Origin of the sequence: Shewanella sp. ISTPL2, from assembly GCF_013283205.1 — a bacterium.
GTDB lineage: Bacteria > Pseudomonadota > Gammaproteobacteria > Enterobacterales > Shewanellaceae > Shewanella > Shewanella oncorhynchi.
In genome coordinates this window covers 1,345,894-1,362,384 of the sequence record NZ_JAAPAV010000001.1, presented here as the reverse complement: position 1 = coordinate 1,362,384, position 16,491 = coordinate 1,345,894, and the positions used below count along the sequence as shown (strand labels likewise).

At 47.5% G+C, this 16,491-nt stretch carries 16 protein-coding genes; 11 read left to right on the top strand and 5 right to left on the bottom strand.

Annotated features, from left to right (window positions below):
* Positions 1-112: 112 nt before the first annotated feature.
* From HUB64_RS06145 to HUB64_RS06135, 3 genes are all read right to left on the bottom strand, one after another.
* On the bottom strand, positions 113-1,432 hold the full coding sequence (locus HUB64_RS06145) for a DUF3570 domain-containing protein (protein ID WP_173496597.1): 1,320 nt from the start codon (positions 1,430-1,432) through the stop codon (positions 113-115).
* Between the two features lie 164 nt (positions 1,433-1,596).
* Positions 1,597-1,815 carry a DUF4266 domain-containing protein gene (locus HUB64_RS06140; RefSeq protein ID WP_028760174.1) on the bottom strand — a complete coding sequence of 73 codons (219 nt, stop codon included), beginning with the start codon at positions 1,813-1,815 and terminating at the stop codon, positions 1,597-1,599.
* 3 nt (positions 1,816-1,818) lie between these two features.
* A complete protein-coding gene (locus tag HUB64_RS06135; RefSeq protein WP_028760175.1) occupies positions 1,819-2,286 on the bottom strand; it encodes a TlpA disulfide reductase family protein in 468 nt (155 codons plus the stop codon).
* 384 nt (positions 2,287-2,670) lie between these two features.
* Here HUB64_RS06135 and hyaA point away from each other — a divergent pair, with 384 nt between their 5' ends.
* The 11 genes from hyaA to hypA all read left to right on the top strand — a co-directional run bounded on the left by hyaA (position 2,671) and on the right by hypA (position 14,999).
* A complete protein-coding gene (gene hyaA / locus HUB64_RS06130; RefSeq protein WP_028760176.1) occupies positions 2,671-3,807 on the top strand; it encodes a nickel-dependent hydrogenase small subunit in 1,137 nt (378 codons plus the stop codon).
* A gap of 3 nt (positions 3,808-3,810) precedes the next feature.
* Positions 3,811-5,514 (top strand): nickel-dependent hydrogenase large subunit, encoded by a 1,704-nt coding sequence (gene hyaB / locus HUB64_RS06125; RefSeq protein WP_173496596.1) that lies wholly within the window; start codon positions 3,811-3,813, stop codon positions 5,512-5,514.
* 19 nt (positions 5,515-5,533) lie between these two features.
* The gene (cybH, locus tag HUB64_RS06120) at positions 5,534-6,208 is read left to right on the top strand and encodes a Ni/Fe-hydrogenase, b-type cytochrome subunit (protein WP_028760178.1); all 675 of its coding nucleotides are present in this window, start codon (positions 5,534-5,536) and stop codon (positions 6,206-6,208) included.
* Positions 6,209-6,215: 7 nt separating this feature from the next.
* A complete protein-coding gene (locus HUB64_RS06115) occupies positions 6,216-6,773 on the top strand; it encodes a HyaD/HybD family hydrogenase maturation endopeptidase (protein ID WP_105252281.1) in 558 nt (185 codons plus the stop codon).
* Positions 6,774-6,776: 3 nt separating this feature from the next.
* Positions 6,777-8,693 carry a NiFe hydrogenase gene (locus HUB64_RS06110; protein WP_173496595.1) on the top strand — a complete coding sequence of 639 codons (1,917 nt, stop codon included), beginning with the start codon at positions 6,777-6,779 and terminating at the stop codon, positions 8,691-8,693.
* 94 nt (positions 8,694-8,787) lie between these two features.
* Positions 8,788-11,205 (top strand): carbamoyltransferase HypF, encoded by a 2,418-nt coding sequence (gene hypF / locus HUB64_RS06105; protein WP_173496594.1) that lies wholly within the window; start codon positions 8,788-8,790, stop codon positions 11,203-11,205.
* Between the two features lie 187 nt (positions 11,206-11,392).
* On the top strand, positions 11,393-12,190 hold the full coding sequence (hypB, locus tag HUB64_RS06100) for a hydrogenase nickel incorporation protein HypB (protein ID WP_173496593.1): 798 nt from the start codon (positions 11,393-11,395) through the stop codon (positions 12,188-12,190).
* Entirely contained in the window at positions 12,190-12,435 is a 246-nt protein-coding gene (locus tag HUB64_RS06095; RefSeq protein WP_113939526.1) for a HypC/HybG/HupF family hydrogenase formation chaperone, read from the top strand. Before hypB ends, HUB64_RS06095 begins: the two co-directional genes overlap by 1 nt.
* Before the next feature lie 62 nt (positions 12,436-12,497).
* Positions 12,498-13,637 (top strand): hydrogenase formation protein HypD, encoded by a 1,140-nt coding sequence (gene hypD / locus HUB64_RS06090; RefSeq protein ID WP_173496592.1) that lies wholly within the window; start codon positions 12,498-12,500, stop codon positions 13,635-13,637.
* On the top strand, positions 13,630-14,646 hold the full coding sequence (gene hypE, locus HUB64_RS06085; protein WP_173496591.1) for a hydrogenase expression/formation protein HypE: 1,017 nt from the start codon (positions 13,630-13,632) through the stop codon (positions 14,644-14,646). Before hypD ends, hypE begins: the two co-directional genes overlap by 8 nt.
* On the top strand, positions 14,646-14,999 hold the full coding sequence (hypA, locus tag HUB64_RS06080) for a hydrogenase maturation nickel metallochaperone HypA (RefSeq protein WP_173496590.1): 354 nt from the start codon (positions 14,646-14,648) through the stop codon (positions 14,997-14,999). The genes hypE and hypA overlap by 1 nt, the downstream gene beginning before the upstream one ends.
* Positions 15,000-15,151: 152 nt before the next feature.
* Here hypA and lpxM read toward each other — a convergent pair whose 3' ends face one another.
* Together lpxM and ihfA are read right to left on the bottom strand one after the other, a co-directional pair.
* The gene (gene lpxM / locus HUB64_RS06075; protein ID WP_173496589.1) at positions 15,152-16,090 is read right to left on the bottom strand and encodes a lauroyl-Kdo(2)-lipid IV(A) myristoyltransferase; all 939 of its coding nucleotides are present in this window, start codon (positions 16,088-16,090) and stop codon (positions 15,152-15,154) included.
* A 104-nt stretch (positions 16,091-16,194) separates the two neighbouring features.
* Entirely contained in the window at positions 16,195-16,491 is a 297-nt protein-coding gene (ihfA, locus tag HUB64_RS06070) for an integration host factor subunit alpha (protein WP_006081370.1), read from the bottom strand.

Below are 16,491 nucleotides of genomic sequence, written 5' to 3'. Positions count from 1 at the left end.
GCATCCCACTGGGATTGCGATTGAATAAGTTCAGGCACAAATTGAGTATGGGTAGCTAAGCTACCCATACAGTTTAACGCCTTGCTATCTGAGCCAGTAGCATTATTTCGTATTAAAAAGAATAACTAAACTGTGCTGTAATTGCCTTCTGAGTCGGAAACAGATCGAAGTTTTGCAGCTCTCCAGGAATCGTAGCGCCGTTATTTTTCGGATCCTGTTGGTAATACTCTAAGCGATACGACATTTCATGACCGCCCGATAATCTATGGCCAAATTTAACCCCAATCGTATAAGCCGACATATCACCGATACGATAATCGGCACTGGCAAACTCTGGCAGTGGCGTATCAGCCATCAAGAAAGGTTGATAGAAGTTAGCCGCCGTTTGTTGGTAATAACGTAGATGCAATTGACCGTAAAAATTGCCCGTAAAGTAATACCGATAATGGGTTTCTAAGGTATGCGATGTGAGATCCCAATCATCAGTATTATAACGGTAGGAAAAATCCACCACGCCCGCATCTAATGCGCCTTTGGTCATCACGTAAAAACTGTGCTTCAAGCGCGAATCGGGGCGGCTCTCATACAATAAATCCTGAGTAATGCCGTTGTTATCCACCACACTGAGCACCTTGTAGGGATCCGTTAAATAGCCATTGACACTCGACAAGCCGTAATTGGCTTGCAACAACCAGCGCTGACTAAGCACTTGGGTGATACCTAACATCACATCCGCGGTCTGCTTATTATCACTGCCACCTTGACGGGTCGCATCGAATGCGCTGCGATAAGCTTCCTCACTGGTGAAGTTATCGCGAATGACCATCGAAGATAAATCCACCGGACGACCGCCAACGGGGTCAACCACATCGAAACTATAAGCCGTACCTAAAAATAAAGTGGTGTTGTCTTTATTAAACCCTCGCTCAATTCCGGCATTGATGCCCATTGACATATAATCAAACTCTTTCGAGCCATATGCGCCAACATTGAGTTTCCAATCTGGTGTTAGCACTTCACTCCAACCGACATTGGCTTGTACGCGAGTATCGTGAAAGGTGTCATCTAACGGCGTTTCTCCCGCTGAAACATGATATTGACCATTACCAGATGGTCGAGTAAACGTTTGGCTGGTACTTTGGGCCACGGCGCCCGATGCTGAAGGCCCCGTTAGACTGTCAACCACGAGTTTGAGATCCAGCACACTGTCATCGCCAAAGGCTTTTTGCGCTGTGCCTATGGCTTCGATGGCTTGTACTCTATCTTGCTCACCGTAATACATTAACGCAGCATCGATCTTCCAGTCGTCAGCTTTTTTAGATAATTCAGTCGCATGGCCACTTGTTGCAAACAGTCCACAACTGGCTAATGCGAGAGCACCCGCTATCTGCTTCGATTGTCTTGTATTTATTGGGTTCTTTTTTTGGGTCATAGCTGACAACACCTGTAGGTCACTTCAATCTATTCAATACCGCGGGATTTCGCCCCAGATTTTAGAACATCTGCTCGTCACATTTGTTTTAGTACGTCTGTTCATTACATCTGTGCGTTACATTTCTTCGTAACATCTAAAGGCAAATAACACCAACGGAGAGTTTAGTTACAGCCACATCCGCCACCGGCAAATGCACGACCGCCGCTACTACCTTCTTTACTAAAATAAATATGATCATCGAGTGCAAGATCGAGCTTTTCACTGTCGAGCGCCATATCGCTGCGGGCCAACTGGCCTTTCTCCCACGGCTGCACTCCTAAACTTGAACAGCCACTCAAACCTATGATGAGCGTTACTGCGACTAATGCGGGTTTAAGCATAAATTACTCCTTCAGTAAATTGACGAGCTCTTGCTCGTATTCAGCGGTTTTATCGGCATAAAAGCCAACATGATGCTGTACTAACTGACCTTGACGATTGAACATAAAACTGCTCGGCATGCCCAGCAAATCGAAACTGCGAGCGACATCACCTTCGGGGTTAAAACGCACTGAAAAATTGGCAGGGACTTGTTTTAAGAATTCTTGAGCTAACTCGTTATCTGTATCTAGATTGATTGCCACGACGGCCAAACCTTGATCTTGATACTTTTTTTGGATCTCATTCATCCAAGGAAACGATTTACGGCAAGGGCCACACCAGGATGCCCAAAAATCGACATAGACGACTTTGCCTTTAAACTCACTCAGGGAAACAGCTTGGTTTTGCGCATTAAACACTTGATAGTCCAGCGATGGCGCGGCTTGTACGCCTGCGGCCAATAAACTGAGTAACAATAATATTTTCTTCATAGCATATTCCGCGTTAACGATTACGTTCGAATCTATTAACTGAATCTTAAGGTTTTCTTAAACAAGCTTATATAAGTTTAATTAACCTGCTCGCCCAGACTCACCACGCGAATGAACCATAGTCATCTGCATGGCCTTAATCACATGAGTGCTGATTAAGTGACCGATTTCATCCAAAATGGCAAATGTGAGACATTTTGTCCCATTAGAAAAAGTGAAATTAGATCTGTGTCATGTTAATTAAATGTCAAAATCAGTTCGGTCACATCTCTTAAAAATTCTTGATATACATCAATAATCTTTACACTCCAACGGCCTAAACTGACACTGTCAATTATGTAAACCCTTACCAATTTACATTTAAATAACAAAAAAGGTTGACCCATGGACACACATGCAGCCCTATATGAACAGGGAAAGGCGCGCTTAGATGCGTTACGCCAATTCGCTCCCCGTCAACAACAATCGCTGATTGAGAAAATGCAACAGCACGGCATTAGTCGCCGTGATTTTATGAAGTGGAGTGCCATGGTGACGAGCATGCTCGCATTACCCCTCCCCTTTAGTAACTTAGTGGCCGAAGCTGCCGAATTAGCCGATCGTGTACCCTTAATCTGGTTACATATGGCCGAATGTACTGGCTGCTCCGAATCTTTAATTCGTACCGATACCCCCAATCTAGACTCACTGATTTTCGATCATATTTCCTTGGAATATCACGAAACCTTAATGGCTGCAGCGGGTTGGCAAGCTGAAGAGAACCTCGAACATGCACTCGAAACTTACAAGGGCCGCTATTTACTGGCCGTTGAAGGGGCGATTCCGACTGCAAATAACGGCAGTTTCTTAACTGTGGGTTGTAAAGGCCACACGGGTTTAGAAATCATCAAGCATGCTGCTGAAGGCGCCGCCGCGATTATCTCTGTCGGCACTTGTGCGGCGTTTGGTGGGGTGCAAGCCGCTTATCCAAACCCAACGGGGGCGAAAGGCGTGCATGAAGTGGTCAGTAAACCCGTGATTAACTTAGGCGGTTGCCCACCGAGTGAAAAGAACATAGTCGGCACTTTGATGTACTTCATCATGTTCGGAAAATTACCTGCGCTGGATATGTTTAATAGACCTAAATGGGCTTACGGCGCACGGGTACACGATAACTGTGAACGCCGCGGCCGCTTCGATGCTGGTGAATTCGTTGAAGAATTTGGCGATCACGGTGCGAAAGAAGGCTACTGCCTTTATAAAGTCGGTTGTAAAGGTCCTTACACCTACAACAACTGCCCAACCGAGCGCTTTAACCATCACACTAGCTGGCCAGTACTCGCTGGACACGGTTGTATGGGTTGCTCAGAACCTAACTTCTGGGACGATATGGCTGACTTTGAAAAACCCCTTGGCCGTCAACTCCTCCATGGATTGGATGCGACCGCAGATACTATTGGTGCGGTGATTTTAGGCGCGACTGTGGTGGGCATTGGAGCCCATGCCGTTGCCAGTATTTTTGCCAAACCGCTGGAGGAATAACCCATGAGCAAGCGCGTTGTTATCGACCCTATCACACGTATCGAGGGTCACTTACGTATCGAAGTCGAAGTTGATGAAAATAACGTCATCAACAAGGCTTGGTCATCCTCCACACTTTGGCGCGGTATTGAAGTCATTCTCAAAGGCCGCACGCCTATGGATGTTGGCCTTATTGTGCAACGTATCTGTGGCGTATGTACCTATTCCCACTACCGCTGCGGTACTGAAGCGGTTGAAAATGCGCTAGGAATTCAAATTCCATTGAACGCGAGATACTTACGTTCATTAATGCAAACCTCTTTATACATGCATGACCATATTGTGCATTTCTACCATCTACACGGCTTAGATTGGGTTGATGTGGTTTCTGCACTGAGCGCCGATCCTGCTAAAGCGGCACAAGTTGCCCTGAAATACACAGACCATCCCATAGCGGCGGGTGAAGGTGATTTAAAAGCGGTACAAGAAAGAGTTAAAGGCTTTGTCGAAACGGGAAAATTAGGTCCATTTGCCAACGCTTATTGGGGCAACGGCACCTATAAATTTACCCCAGAGCAAAACCTTATCGCGCTATCTCATTACCTTAAAGCGCTTGAAGTACAACGTGTTGCGGCAGAAATGCTAGCCATTTTTGGTGGCAAATCACCACATCCACAATCCGTTGTTGTCGGTGGTGTGACTTCGGTGCGCGACATGCTCAGCCCTGCTCGCCTGCAGGAATGGAAGCAAAAACATGCGACAGTAACTGACTTTATTCTGCGTGCCTATCAAGCAGATATCGTGATGGCGGCCGAAGCCTTTGGTACTGAACCTAGCGTGTTGGGCGGCGTAAACGTGAAAAACTTCATGGCGACCGATGACTTTGTGTTAGCCAATGGCGAATACATGTTTAATCAAGGCGTGATCATGAATGGCGACCTTGCTGGTGTCAGTGATGTGAATCCAGATCTGATTGCCGAAGACGTCAGCCACGCTTGGTATAGCGCCGATGCGCCGCAGCATCCCTATGACGGTACAACGATTCCTAATTACACTGGTTTTGTTGAACGCGACACTGTCTACGGCAAATTGCCAACACTGGATGGTGATGGCAAATACTCATGGGTGAAATCTCCCCGTTATCAAGGTGAGCCCGTCGAAGTGGGTCCACTCGCCTGCCTATTGGTGAGTTATGCCCGCGGTAACAAGGTGGTCGTGGATTCGGTTAATGGCCTGCTCGCTCGCACAGGTCTACCCGTAGCGGCTCTATTTACCACTTTAGGTCGCACTGCAACCCGTATGTTGCAGACAGTCATCGTCGCCCAAGAAGGGTTAAAAACCTTTGATGCGCTGCTGACGAATATCCAGTCCGATGAATCTACCTATGTAAAACCCAATATTGATCCAAATAAAGAGTATGTAGGTCACGCCATGATCGAGGCGCCACGCGGCATGTTAAGCCACTGGATCCGCATTAAAAATGGAGTGATTGAGAACTATCAAGCCGTGGTACCGACGACCTGGAACGCAGGTCCTGTGGATGCCAACGGTAAAATGGGTCCCTATGAAGCCTCTTTAATTGGCTTGAAACTGGAAGATCCTACTAAGCCCCTTGAGGTGATACGTATTATTCACTCATTTGACCCTTGCATGGCGTGTTCTGTACACGTAATGGATTTCAAAGGCCAAGCATTGAGCGAGTTCAGTGTCAGTCCCAATGGTCAATAATCGAGGGAGGGAACGCAAAATGAACCATTCTGCAACCCGCATTCGGACACTGATTTTTAGTCCGGCAATACGGATTTTTCACTGGCTCAGGGCACTATCAATTCTGGTGCTAGTGATCACCGGATTCTATATTGCTTGGCCGTTTCTTGTGGCGCCTGAAAGTACGGACGTACTCGTACAAGGCTGGATCCGCTTCGCTCATCTGATTTGCGGTTTTGTACTAACCGCAATCACTTTAGTGCGCTTCTACCTGTATTTTTTCAGCCGAAGCGACATTGAGCGGCGCTCATTTCGCGATGTCATGAGCGTAAAAAGCTGGATCACTCAGCTGAAATCTTACTTATGGATGGGGCACTTACATAAAGCCGGTGTCTATGGACCGCTGCAATTTGTGACTTATGTAGCAATCTCACTGGTCGCTCTTGTGATATGTATAACGGGTCTGGTGTTGTATGCCAATGTGTATCACCAAGGTTTAGGTGGCATGCTTTGGGGCAGCGCCGCTTGGATCACGGCACAAATGGGTGGGCTAGCACAAGTTAGGATTTGGCATCACTACCTCACTTGGGCATTTGTTATCTTTGTGGTTATCCACGTCTATATGGCGGTTTGGTCAGGGATACGCTTCAAACATAACTCAGTTGACTCGATTGTCTCTGGCTATGACTACCCAAAGCCAGACTCACACCACTAGGAGTCCAATGAAGATATTGCTACTCGGTATTGGCAATGTCCTGTACGCCGATGAAGGCATCGGCGTACATTTTGTCAATTATATAGCTGATAATTATCAGTTTACCCATGAGTCCCACCAGCTAACGCTGCTCGATGGCGGCACCTTGGCTCAGGGACTTATCCCTATTATTTGCCAATACGATTATTTAATCGTGGTCGATACAGTTAATGCCAATGGCGTAGAAGCGGGCGAAGTCTATTTCTTCGATTTTGATAAAGCGCCGAAGGAAATCGACTGGCAAGGCAGCGCCCATGAAGTCGAAATGCTGCAAACCCTCAATATGATGGAAATGGTTGGCGACAGGCCTAAAACCTTCGTGCTTGGCGTCACCCCAACCGTGCTCGAACCTATGGTGCTAGGCTTGACCCCTAAAGTCGCCGCCGCGGTACCTTTAATGGAATCAAGCTTGTTATCCCACTTAGCCTCCCTTGGGTTCACTGCGACGCGTGTTGCCGAGCATAGTATTGACTCGCTGATCCCTGACTCTTATAAACGTGGCGTTACTACTGGTGAAAGTATATAGAAGATGAAAAACATCAGATTTGATTTTACCTGCTCACGTCAGGTGCCTTTGTATGCGTATTTATGTAATCAATATCTAAATTACGATGAGCTAAATATCAGCATAGGCTGTAATGGTCAACATAGCTCAGGTCAATATAGTGCTGGCCAACATGACTTTGGCCCTCAAAGCTATTTTATTGAAGCTCAGGGCGAGCAAAACCAACTAGAACAATTGGCCGATGCCATTGCCGCGGACTTTTTGATTTCCGCTTGGTTGATTGACTCTAGTATTAAAGTCATCGACGAGCCCCAGGGCAGTAAAACCTTACTGCCCTTTCCACAGTCTGGATCAAGCCCTGCCATAGTGCCTTTTTGCCAGCATTGTTATCCGTTGATTGGCGATAATCAGTCGGCTAAGTTTGGCACACTCGATTTAATTTGCCCTTGCTGCAAGGGCGAAACACAATTAACGTCCGCACAAAAAGCGTTAACCTTGTCAGATATTAAAGCCATGGCACAGGGACTGCTGACACAAGGTCCACTGACATTAGCGGCCGCCGATAATCTGCAAATCAGCCTGACACCGTTTGAGCAGCCCTTAAGCGAGCGGCCACAACTGTTAATTTGTAATCCCAATACGCTGAACGCCCATTTTTGTCTGAACGATGCGCAGGTGCTCGCGCTTTCGAGTATTGAAAAGCCACTTATCTGCGCGAGACCCACGCAAGAACACGACAAACTCAGTGCGCCGCTGTACGACATTTGCTTTGCCTACAGCCGAGTGATCTTAGTGCTCGGGGAAGTATTACGACAAAAAGGGGTCGATTGGGTTTACATTAAAGGGCCGCATAATAGGCCGAAGCTAGCTTGGGTCGATGGTGCTTGGGCACAAATCGCCAGTCACGATTTAAGCTCAACACAGGTTCAAACCAAGCACTTTATCGCTCCAGAACCCTTAAGGGAAAAAGTCAGTCTTCACGGTTATCAAGCCCAATGGCAGGCGGCGAAACGTTCACGATCGCACCAAGGCGAACTGAGTGTGGCAGTATTGACTCAAGTACCGTCAAGTGAAGACAGTGATATTCATTGCACTAGTATGCTAAGCGATAATAATCAAAATACAGTCAACACAGAAAATCACACCCTTGCAGACGCAGCGCTATTCAGTGCGCTGCTCAACGGTAAGTTTACCAGTCATAAACAGGCAAAAAATGCCGCGGTCATTTACTTAAGCCATACCCACGCCAGTCAAATTGTCACCTGCGATAATAAGGGCGACACTGAACTCTTCTTTGCCCTGCCCGAGCTGCCCGATAACGGTTACGAAATCTTCCATCAACTGGACAGCAGTCCGCAAAAAGCCGTAGCGCAAAAATTTAAGAGCCTGTTCCCCGAAGATTACCTAAAACTTTTAAGCCTAAAGCTTCACGGCAGACGGGACAACTTACAAAGCCTGTGGGCGATTGCTGCCATATTAATTGGCCTTAATACACAAGAAGAGACTCAAAGCCAAGCAAGGCTCAGCGATGCACTCATGGCCGCCGCCATGCGCTACCACGGTGCCAATGCACCGCGTATCGATTATCCGCTAACCAAAGGTGAAGCCCACCGCAGCCTAAATTGGTGTAAAACCTTAGGCACTGTCTTAAGTTTTCGTATTGCGGGTAATGACGATCCGAGTCAGCTCGCCTTTGCGATGCAAGACTCGCTGGCGGACTATTTATCTAATTGGATCGAGCATATCGATTTAAATATCGGCGTGCACAATATAGCCTTAGCGGGCAATGAATTAATCAATGAAACCCTGTGCAAACGCATCAGCTTACGCTTAGGCAAAAACTTTCCATTGGTGATCAATCGCAGCCTAGATTTAGACGGCGATAACTTAGCCGTTGGTGCACTTTACGTTAAGCAGCGACAACTAAATGCCCATGATTAGGAGGCCAAAAGTTAAGTCACAACGTATGAAGCCACATAGACACAATAGTCGCCACAAAAAGCACAGTGACCTGCAGATAAAACGAAGGCTCGCGTTGGAATACCTTGTCCACAAGGGAGCCACGTTAAAGCGTTGTCAGTTGCACGTCACTGGCATAGTACAAGGGGTGGGATTTCGCCCCTTTGTCTATCGTTATGCCCTTGAGTTTCAACTGACGGGCACTGTGCTCAACAATGCCAAGGGCGTGACCATTGAGCTGCAAGGTAATGATGAAAACCTCACTCGCTTTATCGCAGTACTCAATACCACCCCGCCGCCACTCGCCCGTATCGACAATATCAGCCAAATACTACTGCCGATTTTATTAAGCGAAACCACGTTTGAGATAATAAAAAGCGACAGCCATGAGGACGATGACCCCAGTTCACCGATAGGTGCGCAAGTGGCTGTATCGGCAGATAAAAGTACCTGCCAAGACTGCATGAACGATATACATAATCCTGATGACCGCCACTTTGGCTATGCCTTTACCAACTGCACTAACTGTGGCCCTCGATACACGATTATCAATGCTTTACCCTATGATAGACACAACACCGCTATGGCCGATTTTGACATGTGTCCCGAGTGCGCCAAAGAATATCAAAACCCACTCGACCGCCGCTACCATGCCCAGCCCATAAGTTGCCCCGCCTGTGGCCCCAGACTCAGTTTAAAAACACCGCAAGGGGAATACATCCTTCCCAGTGCCTCAAATGTCAGCGCACCTGAATTGAGTACGGACCTTGCGGTACTGACAGCAGCGGCTGACAGATTACGCCAAGGGCAGATTCTGGCAATTAAAGGATTGGGTGGATTTCACTTAATCTGTGATGCCCGAAGTGACAATGCCGTCAACGCACTCAGGCTGCGAAAACAGCGCCAGGCCAAGCCGCTAGCGGTGATGATGGCGGATATCACCATGGCGCAGCACTATGTCACAGGGACGGATGCCGAGTGGCGAGTGCTGAGTTCGCAGGAAAGGCCCATAGTGCTTATGAGCAGCCGAGCCGAACATGATCTCAGCTTAGCTGTCGCCCCCAATCTGAATAAACTCGGGATATTTTTACCTTACACACCGCTACATCATTTGCTATTAGGTCTCTTCAAAGGGCCATTAGTTGCAACCAGCGCCAATGTTTCAGGTGAGCCTATCATCACTGATGGTGATGAGCTTATTAGTCACTTAAGCCATGTGGTGGATGCGATAGTCGATCATAATCGGCCGATTATTAATGGCTGCGATGACAGTGTGGTGCAAGTGATTCAGCCGCAACTGGACTACTCCGCAGAGGTACAAGTGCTGCGTCTCGCCCGCGGCTATGCGCCCTTAAGTTTTCCACTTGATACACCGCTAACCCAATCAATTTTAGCCGTAGGTGCACAGCAAAAAAATGCCATCGCCTTAGGCTTTGGCAACAATGTGTTTTTAAGTCCCCATATTGGCGATTTATTCAGTGTCAGCGCCGAGCAGTATTTTGAGCGCACCTTAGCCACTTTTGCTCGGTTGTATCACTTTACGCCAAATCTTATTATTTGCGATAAACACCCAGATTATGCCCCTTCGCGCTGGGCTGAAATGCACTCAAACTCGAGTGTAAAACTCAGCGATACCCGTCAAAATAAATGTTTATCGGTGCAACACCACCATGCCCATGTGCTCAGCGTAATGGCGGTTAATCAATATCGAGATCCCGTATTGGGCTTTAGTTTTGACGGTACTGGGCTTGGCGACGATGGCAGTTTATGGGGCGGTGAAGTGCTATTAACTACGCTCGATAAAGCGCAGCGACTGGCCCATTTTGAGCCCATAGCTCTGCTAGGTGGCGAGCAAGCCATTAAGCAACCCGTGAGGTTGTTACTGGCATTATTATTCGAGCAAATGAGCCTCAATGCTGTACTCGCATTGCAATTACCTATATTAAACAACATGCACCCAAACACTCTGACTAACTTACATAAGATCTGGCAGAACGGCAGTGCGATAAAAACCTCCTCTGTCGGACGACTGTTCGATGCCCTCGCCTGCGCCTTAGGCTTAATCGAAACCACACTGTTTGAAGGTCAAGCGGGCATGGCGATAGAAGCCGCGGCCAATCGCGCCGATGCATTAGCCCTTGAAGTCATTTCGCTTAACTTACCTCTTGACATCGACCAGTGGCGAAGCAGTGAGATGTTCAAGCAAATTGTTGAATTGATTACAGCACAACCGCTAACAGACAATAGATGCTATGCCATCGCCCGCGCCTTTTTACACACCTTAGGTGATGCTATTTGTGATTATACTGCCCAGTATCAACACCTCCCAACCGTGCTCTGCGGTGGCGTATTTCAAAATAAATATCTATTGGAATACTGCCTGAGCAAGCTCAGCGTCCAAGGAAATAAAGTGTTATCCAGTAAACAGATACCCATCAATGATGGCGGTATCGCCCTAGGCCAACTTTGGTATGGCATTCATCAGAGTCAATAACCTTACTTATTTGATAAGCCCTGATGTTCGCTCGCCATTTTTATCCCCATAAACCTGACGAACATCAAAGATCCGTAGCGCAATTTGTATCACACTCAACATTAGCGTAACCAAATTAACGATTCGTACATCAATCATTATTTGTCAGGCAAAGTCCTCGTACTCTGCCGATACAAGGAGAGGTAAAATGTGTAAAGACTGCGGCTGCTCCCTTACCCGCCACGACCATGATCATCTAGGCGCGCATGCCCATAGCCATGAGCATAATCATGACCATTCACATACTCATGAGCATAGCCATCAAGAGTTACACACAAATCCTCAGTTAAACGATAAAAAAACCTTGTCAGTCATCCACAAAATTTTAGATAAAAATGATGTCGAAGCAGGTCATAACCGCGCCCACTTTGAGGCACATAACATTACTGCCTTCAACATCATGAGTAGCCCGGGCAGTGGTAAAACCACCCTATTAGAAAATCTCAAAGAATACACGCAGCTCAACTATGCGGTGATCGAGGGCGACTTAGAAACCTCACGCGATGCCGACCGCTTAATCGCTAAAGGCATTAAGGCCTATCAAATTCAAACGGGCAGCGCCTGTCACCTCGACGCCTTTATGGTGCACGGTGCCCTACATCATCTGCCGCTTGAAGGACTCGATATTTGCTTTGTCGAAAACGTCGGTAATCTCGTCTGCCCAGCCAGTTATGATGTGGGCACTCACAAAAATATCGTGCTGCTATCAGTGCCAGAAGGCGATGATAAGATTGAGAAATATCCTGTGATGTTCCGCCGCGCCGATGTAGTTTTTATCACTAAGTGCGATCTACTGCCCTATTTTGATTTCAAGATGGACGAAGCCAGAGCGCAGCTTAAAAAACTCAATCCAGCAACTCAAATTATTGAAATCTCAATTAAAGATGGCGACTCCATGCAGGCAGTAGCCGCTTGGCTTAAAGACAATATTCGAGGTGCACAATAATGTGCTTGTCCATACCTTCCCAAGTGGTGGCGGTCGATATTGAGCGCCAGAGCGTCACAGTCGATACCTTAGGCGTGCGCCGCGATGTCAGCAGTCATTTAATGAATGAGCCACTGGAAATTGGCGACTATGTGTTGATCCATATTGGTTTTGTGATGAACAAAATTGATAAGGAAGATGCGCAGCAAAGCATTGAACTATACAAAGAAATCGTCACTAAGCTTGAAAATGAAGCCATACACTGACCATCAGTAGTGCAGGATTAAGTCGCAAGGCGCACCCCTATCGAGTGCACCGAGGAAAAAGCATGCTTGAACTAAAACACCTCTATCAAGGCTTTCGCGATCCCCAAACGATTGCCAATTTAGCACGGGATATTCAGTTAACCGCTAAATTGGTTAAGCAACAAATCAATATCATGGAAGTCTGTGGTGGCCATACTCATACGATTATGAAATACGGCTTGCTAGATTTACTGCCGGATAATATTGAATTTATCCATGGTCCTGGCTGCCCAGTGTGCATTATGCCTAAAGAGCGCATCGACCAAGCCGCGGCGCTTGCCTCCCAAGAAAATGTTATTCTTGTGACGCTGGGCGATATGATCCGCGTGCCCGGTTCTCAAGGCTCTTTAGCCAGTTTTAGGGCCAAGGGCTGCGATATTCGCCCAATTTACGATCCCTTAGATACGCTCAAAATTGCCCGCGACAATTCCGATAAAACCGTAGTCTTCTTCGCCATTGGCTTTGAAACCTCAACCCCAATGACAGCGATTTTGTTGCAACTGGCCGAACAAGAAAAACTCGAAAATCTACTGTTTCATATCAATCATGTATTAGTGCCCCCCGCAATTGGTGCCGTGATGCACGACCCAAAAGCCAGAGTGAATGCCTTTATCGGCCCCGCCCATGTAAGCGTGATCAGCGGTGCAAAAATCTATCGCAGCACAGTCGAAAACTATGGCACGCCCGTGGTTGTCGCAGGATTTGAACCCGTTGATGTGATGGAGTCAATTTTACGGATAGTGCGCCAAAAAGCCGCGGGCAAAGCGGAGCTCGATATCCAATACAGCCGCGCGGTATCGGAAAACGGCAACCTCACGGCGCAGGCCAAAGTGAATCAATTCTTCAATGTCAGACCGCAATTTCGCTGGCGTGGCCTAGGCCCAATCCCCAATTCAGCGCTGCAGCTCAAACCCGAATATGCCCACAGGGACGCCGAACTGCGCTTTAAAGACCGCCTACCCGTGAAGGAAATTGACGATCACAAGGCCTGTCAGTGTGGCGATATTCTTCGTGGGCTTGCTAAACCAAAGGACTGTAAAGTTTTTGGCCGCGGCTGCAATCCCGAAACGCCCTTAGGTAGTTGCATGGTCAGCTCCGAAGGTGCCTGCAATGCCTATTACCGCTATCAAGGTATCGATATCAAGGAACCACATCATGGCTGATACGCTTAAAGATAAATCCATTCAACTCAGCCACGGCGGTGGCGGCAAAGAAATGAATAAACTGATCCGTGATCTGTTTTTTGCCGAGTTTGATAACCCAATCCTTCGCAGCGAAGAAGACGCTGCTAAACTCGATTTGCACGGTGCCAACGCCTTTACCACAGACTCTTTCACCGTATCCCCTTTATTTTTTGCCGGCGGCGATATCGGCAAACTCGCCATCGCAGGCACAGTCAACGATCTCGCTATGATGGGCGCAGAACCTCAGTATTTGAGTTGCAGTGTGATCATAGAAGAAGGCTTTTCTATCAAGGATTTAACGACGATTGTCCGCAGTATGGCGAAAGAATTAAAACACAGTGGTGCACGGATAGTCTGCGGCGACACTAAAGTCGTACCCAAGGGGTGCGCCGATGGTTTATTTATTAATACCTCAGGCATTGGTCGCATCTTGCGTCCCAATATTTCCGCGGCGAATGTCACCGTGGGCGATGCCATTATTGTCTCCCGTGATATTGGCTGCCACGGTGCAGCGATTTTAATGGCGCGTGAAGGACTCACCCTCGAATCGGCATTGCAAAGTGACTGCGCGACGCTCTGGCCCATAGTCGAGCAATTGATTGCCGCCAATATTCCCATTCATGCGATGCGCGATGCGACTCGCGGCGGCTTATCGGCAGTGCTGAACGAATGGGCTGTCGCCTCCAATGTTGGCATCACAGTGAATGAAGCCAGTATTCCCGTCAGCGATGAAGTCAAAGGTCTGTGCGAACTCTATGGTTTCGAAGCCATGGATCTTGCCAACGAAGGCACTTTCATCCTCGCCGTTCCCAACGACATCGCCTTAGGTGCGCTCGAGATCATGCAACGCTTTGGGCACTGTGAGCATGCAGCGATAATCGGCACTGTGAGTGATGATTTAGTGGGGAAAGTCGTGCTAAGAACGCCTTGGAATACTAAACGTTATCTCGATCTTCCCCAAGGTGAACTGCTGCCAAGGATTTGCTGATGCACGAATATTCGATAGTGAGTGCCCTGATTGAGCAATGCGAACAGCACGCGCAGGCCAATCATGCCGATAAAATCACCCGAGTGGATATCAAACTGGGAGTCATGAGCGGGGTTGAACCTAGCCTGCTACAAACGGCCTTCGATACGTTTAAGCTCGATGGGATTTGCAAAGAAGCCCTACTCAATATGCAAATTCAGCCGCTAGTGATACTTTGCCAAGACTGCCAGACTGAATCCGTACTGAGTGAGCGCACGGTCGTCTGCCCTGCATGTCAAAGCTTTCGTACTCGTGTACTCGATGGCGAAGATATGTTACTGATGCAACTTGAGATGGAACAAGATGAAGATTAAATCCTTCATTTGTAATCTGCATTGTTAACAGCACAGTCGATAAAGATCTCAATCAATAAAGAGTCCTATCAGCAAGAATATTCCTCAAAAAATGGCTTTGAGCAATCAGCGCTCAAAGCCATTTTAAACCACACTATTTCAGTCACGCTACATCAGCTGTAGATAGAAGCTTCACCCTCTAGGCGCGTCTTGAGCAACCGCAGGAACCACATATACTGCTCTGGATAAGCTAAGATAACTTGCTCGACCACTTTGTTCAGTGCCAACGCTTCGTTTTCTTTGCCGACCATGTCTTCGGGCGCAACGGCCGTCATCACAGTGAGATCAAATTGGCGTGAGGTTTGATTGTAGCCAATCTTTACTGGCAACACTTGGGCATTCCCCGCCTGCGCTAAACGCCCAACAACAGGTAGCGTTGCCTTTACTGTACCTAAAAAAGGCGCAAACACGCTTTGTTCAGGACCTAAGTCTTCATCGGGAAGATAAAAGAAACTGTTACCGCGCTTAAGCTCAGCCAATAACGCCCGAATGCCCGCCTCGCGCATATACACATGGCCACCACAACTGCTGCGTACACGATTACTAAACCAATTGAATAAGCCGTTTTTATGGGCTTTGGCCATAGTCACCATAGGCAACTCAAGGTTAAGGCGTAAACCAGCATAATCGATTGGCCACACATGGGGCATGATAAAAATGATCGGTTGCCCAGCAGCCTGCGCTTTAGTCACATGCTCAAAGCCGATTAAATTGACTCGACGACGTAAATGCGCTTTTGAGCGCACCAGCAATTCGCCCTGTGCTAACAACACCAAAACGAAGTTTTGCACGTTCTCACGGATTAACACTTCAATCTCGGCGGTGGATTGCTCAGGAAAGCACGCCCTTAAGTTGGCTCTGGCAACGCTAATGGGCTTTTTGGCAATTGGCATCACTATTTTTGCCAATAATCTTGCTATGGGATCACGCAGCCATGCGGGCATGAGTCCGAAAATCACTAATAGACCAATCACTAACCAAGTGGCCCAGTATCTAGGGTGTAACAAGGCGAGTTTAAAACGACGGTCAAAATGTTTGGGCTGTCTTGACAAAGAATTCACCTCAGACAGTGGATAAAAACAATGGAGATATTGCATGAAAAAATAAACAGGAAAGCCACTCTCTAAGGAGTGGCTTTCCCATCAAACAAACGAAATTACTTACCCGTGTTTGCTGCTTCTACACGAGTTTTCAGCTTTTGGCCGGGACGGAAAGTCACGACACGACGAGCAGAAATTGGGATATCTTCGCCTGTTTTTGGGTTCCTTCCCGGTCTTTGATTCTTGTCCCTAAGGTCAAAGTTGCCAAAGCCAGATAACTTGACCTGCTCACCACTTTCAAGTGCGCCCCGAATCTCTTCAAAGAACGACTCAACCATCTCTTTGGCGACACGTTTGTTCATTCCGAGTGTTTCAAAAAGATGTTCTGCCATTTCGGCTTTGGTAAGTGCCAT

Bases quoted from the DNA above. Each gene is read 5' to 3' on its own strand.
- HUB64_RS06145 (WP_173496597.1), bottom strand. From the start codon at position 1,432: ATGACCCAAAAAAAGAACCCAATAAATACAAGACAATCGAAGCAGATA.
- HUB64_RS06140 (WP_028760174.1), bottom strand. From the start codon at position 1,815: ATGCTTAAACCCGCATTAGTCGCAGTAACGCTCATCATAGGTTTGAGT.
- HUB64_RS06135 (WP_028760175.1), bottom strand. From the start codon at position 2,286: ATGAAGAAAATATTATTGTTACTCAGTTTATTGGCCGCAGGCGTACAA.
- hyaA (WP_028760176.1), top strand. From the start codon at position 2,671: ATGGACACACATGCAGCCCTATATGAACAGGGAAAGGCGCGCTTAGAT.
- hyaB (WP_173496596.1), top strand. From the start codon at position 3,811: ATGAGCAAGCGCGTTGTTATCGACCCTATCACACGTATCGAGGGTCAC.
- cybH (WP_028760178.1), top strand. From the start codon at position 5,534: ATGAACCATTCTGCAACCCGCATTCGGACACTGATTTTTAGTCCGGCA.
- HUB64_RS06115 (WP_105252281.1), top strand. From the start codon at position 6,216: ATGAAGATATTGCTACTCGGTATTGGCAATGTCCTGTACGCCGATGAA.
- HUB64_RS06110 (WP_173496595.1), top strand. From the start codon at position 6,777: ATGAAAAACATCAGATTTGATTTTACCTGCTCACGTCAGGTGCCTTTG.
- hypB (WP_173496593.1), top strand. From the start codon at position 11,393: ATGTGTAAAGACTGCGGCTGCTCCCTTACCCGCCACGACCATGATCAT.
- HUB64_RS06095 (WP_113939526.1), top strand. From the start codon at position 12,190: ATGTGCTTGTCCATACCTTCCCAAGTGGTGGCGGTCGATATTGAGCGC.
- hypD (WP_173496592.1), top strand. From the start codon at position 12,498: ATGCTTGAACTAAAACACCTCTATCAAGGCTTTCGCGATCCCCAAACG.
- hypE (WP_173496591.1), top strand. From the start codon at position 13,630: ATGGCTGATACGCTTAAAGATAAATCCATTCAACTCAGCCACGGCGGT.
- hypA (WP_173496590.1), top strand. From the start codon at position 14,646: ATGCACGAATATTCGATAGTGAGTGCCCTGATTGAGCAATGCGAACAG.
- ihfA (WP_006081370.1), bottom strand. From the start codon at position 16,491: ATGGCACTTACCAAAGCCGAAATGGCAGAACATCTTTTTGAAACACTC.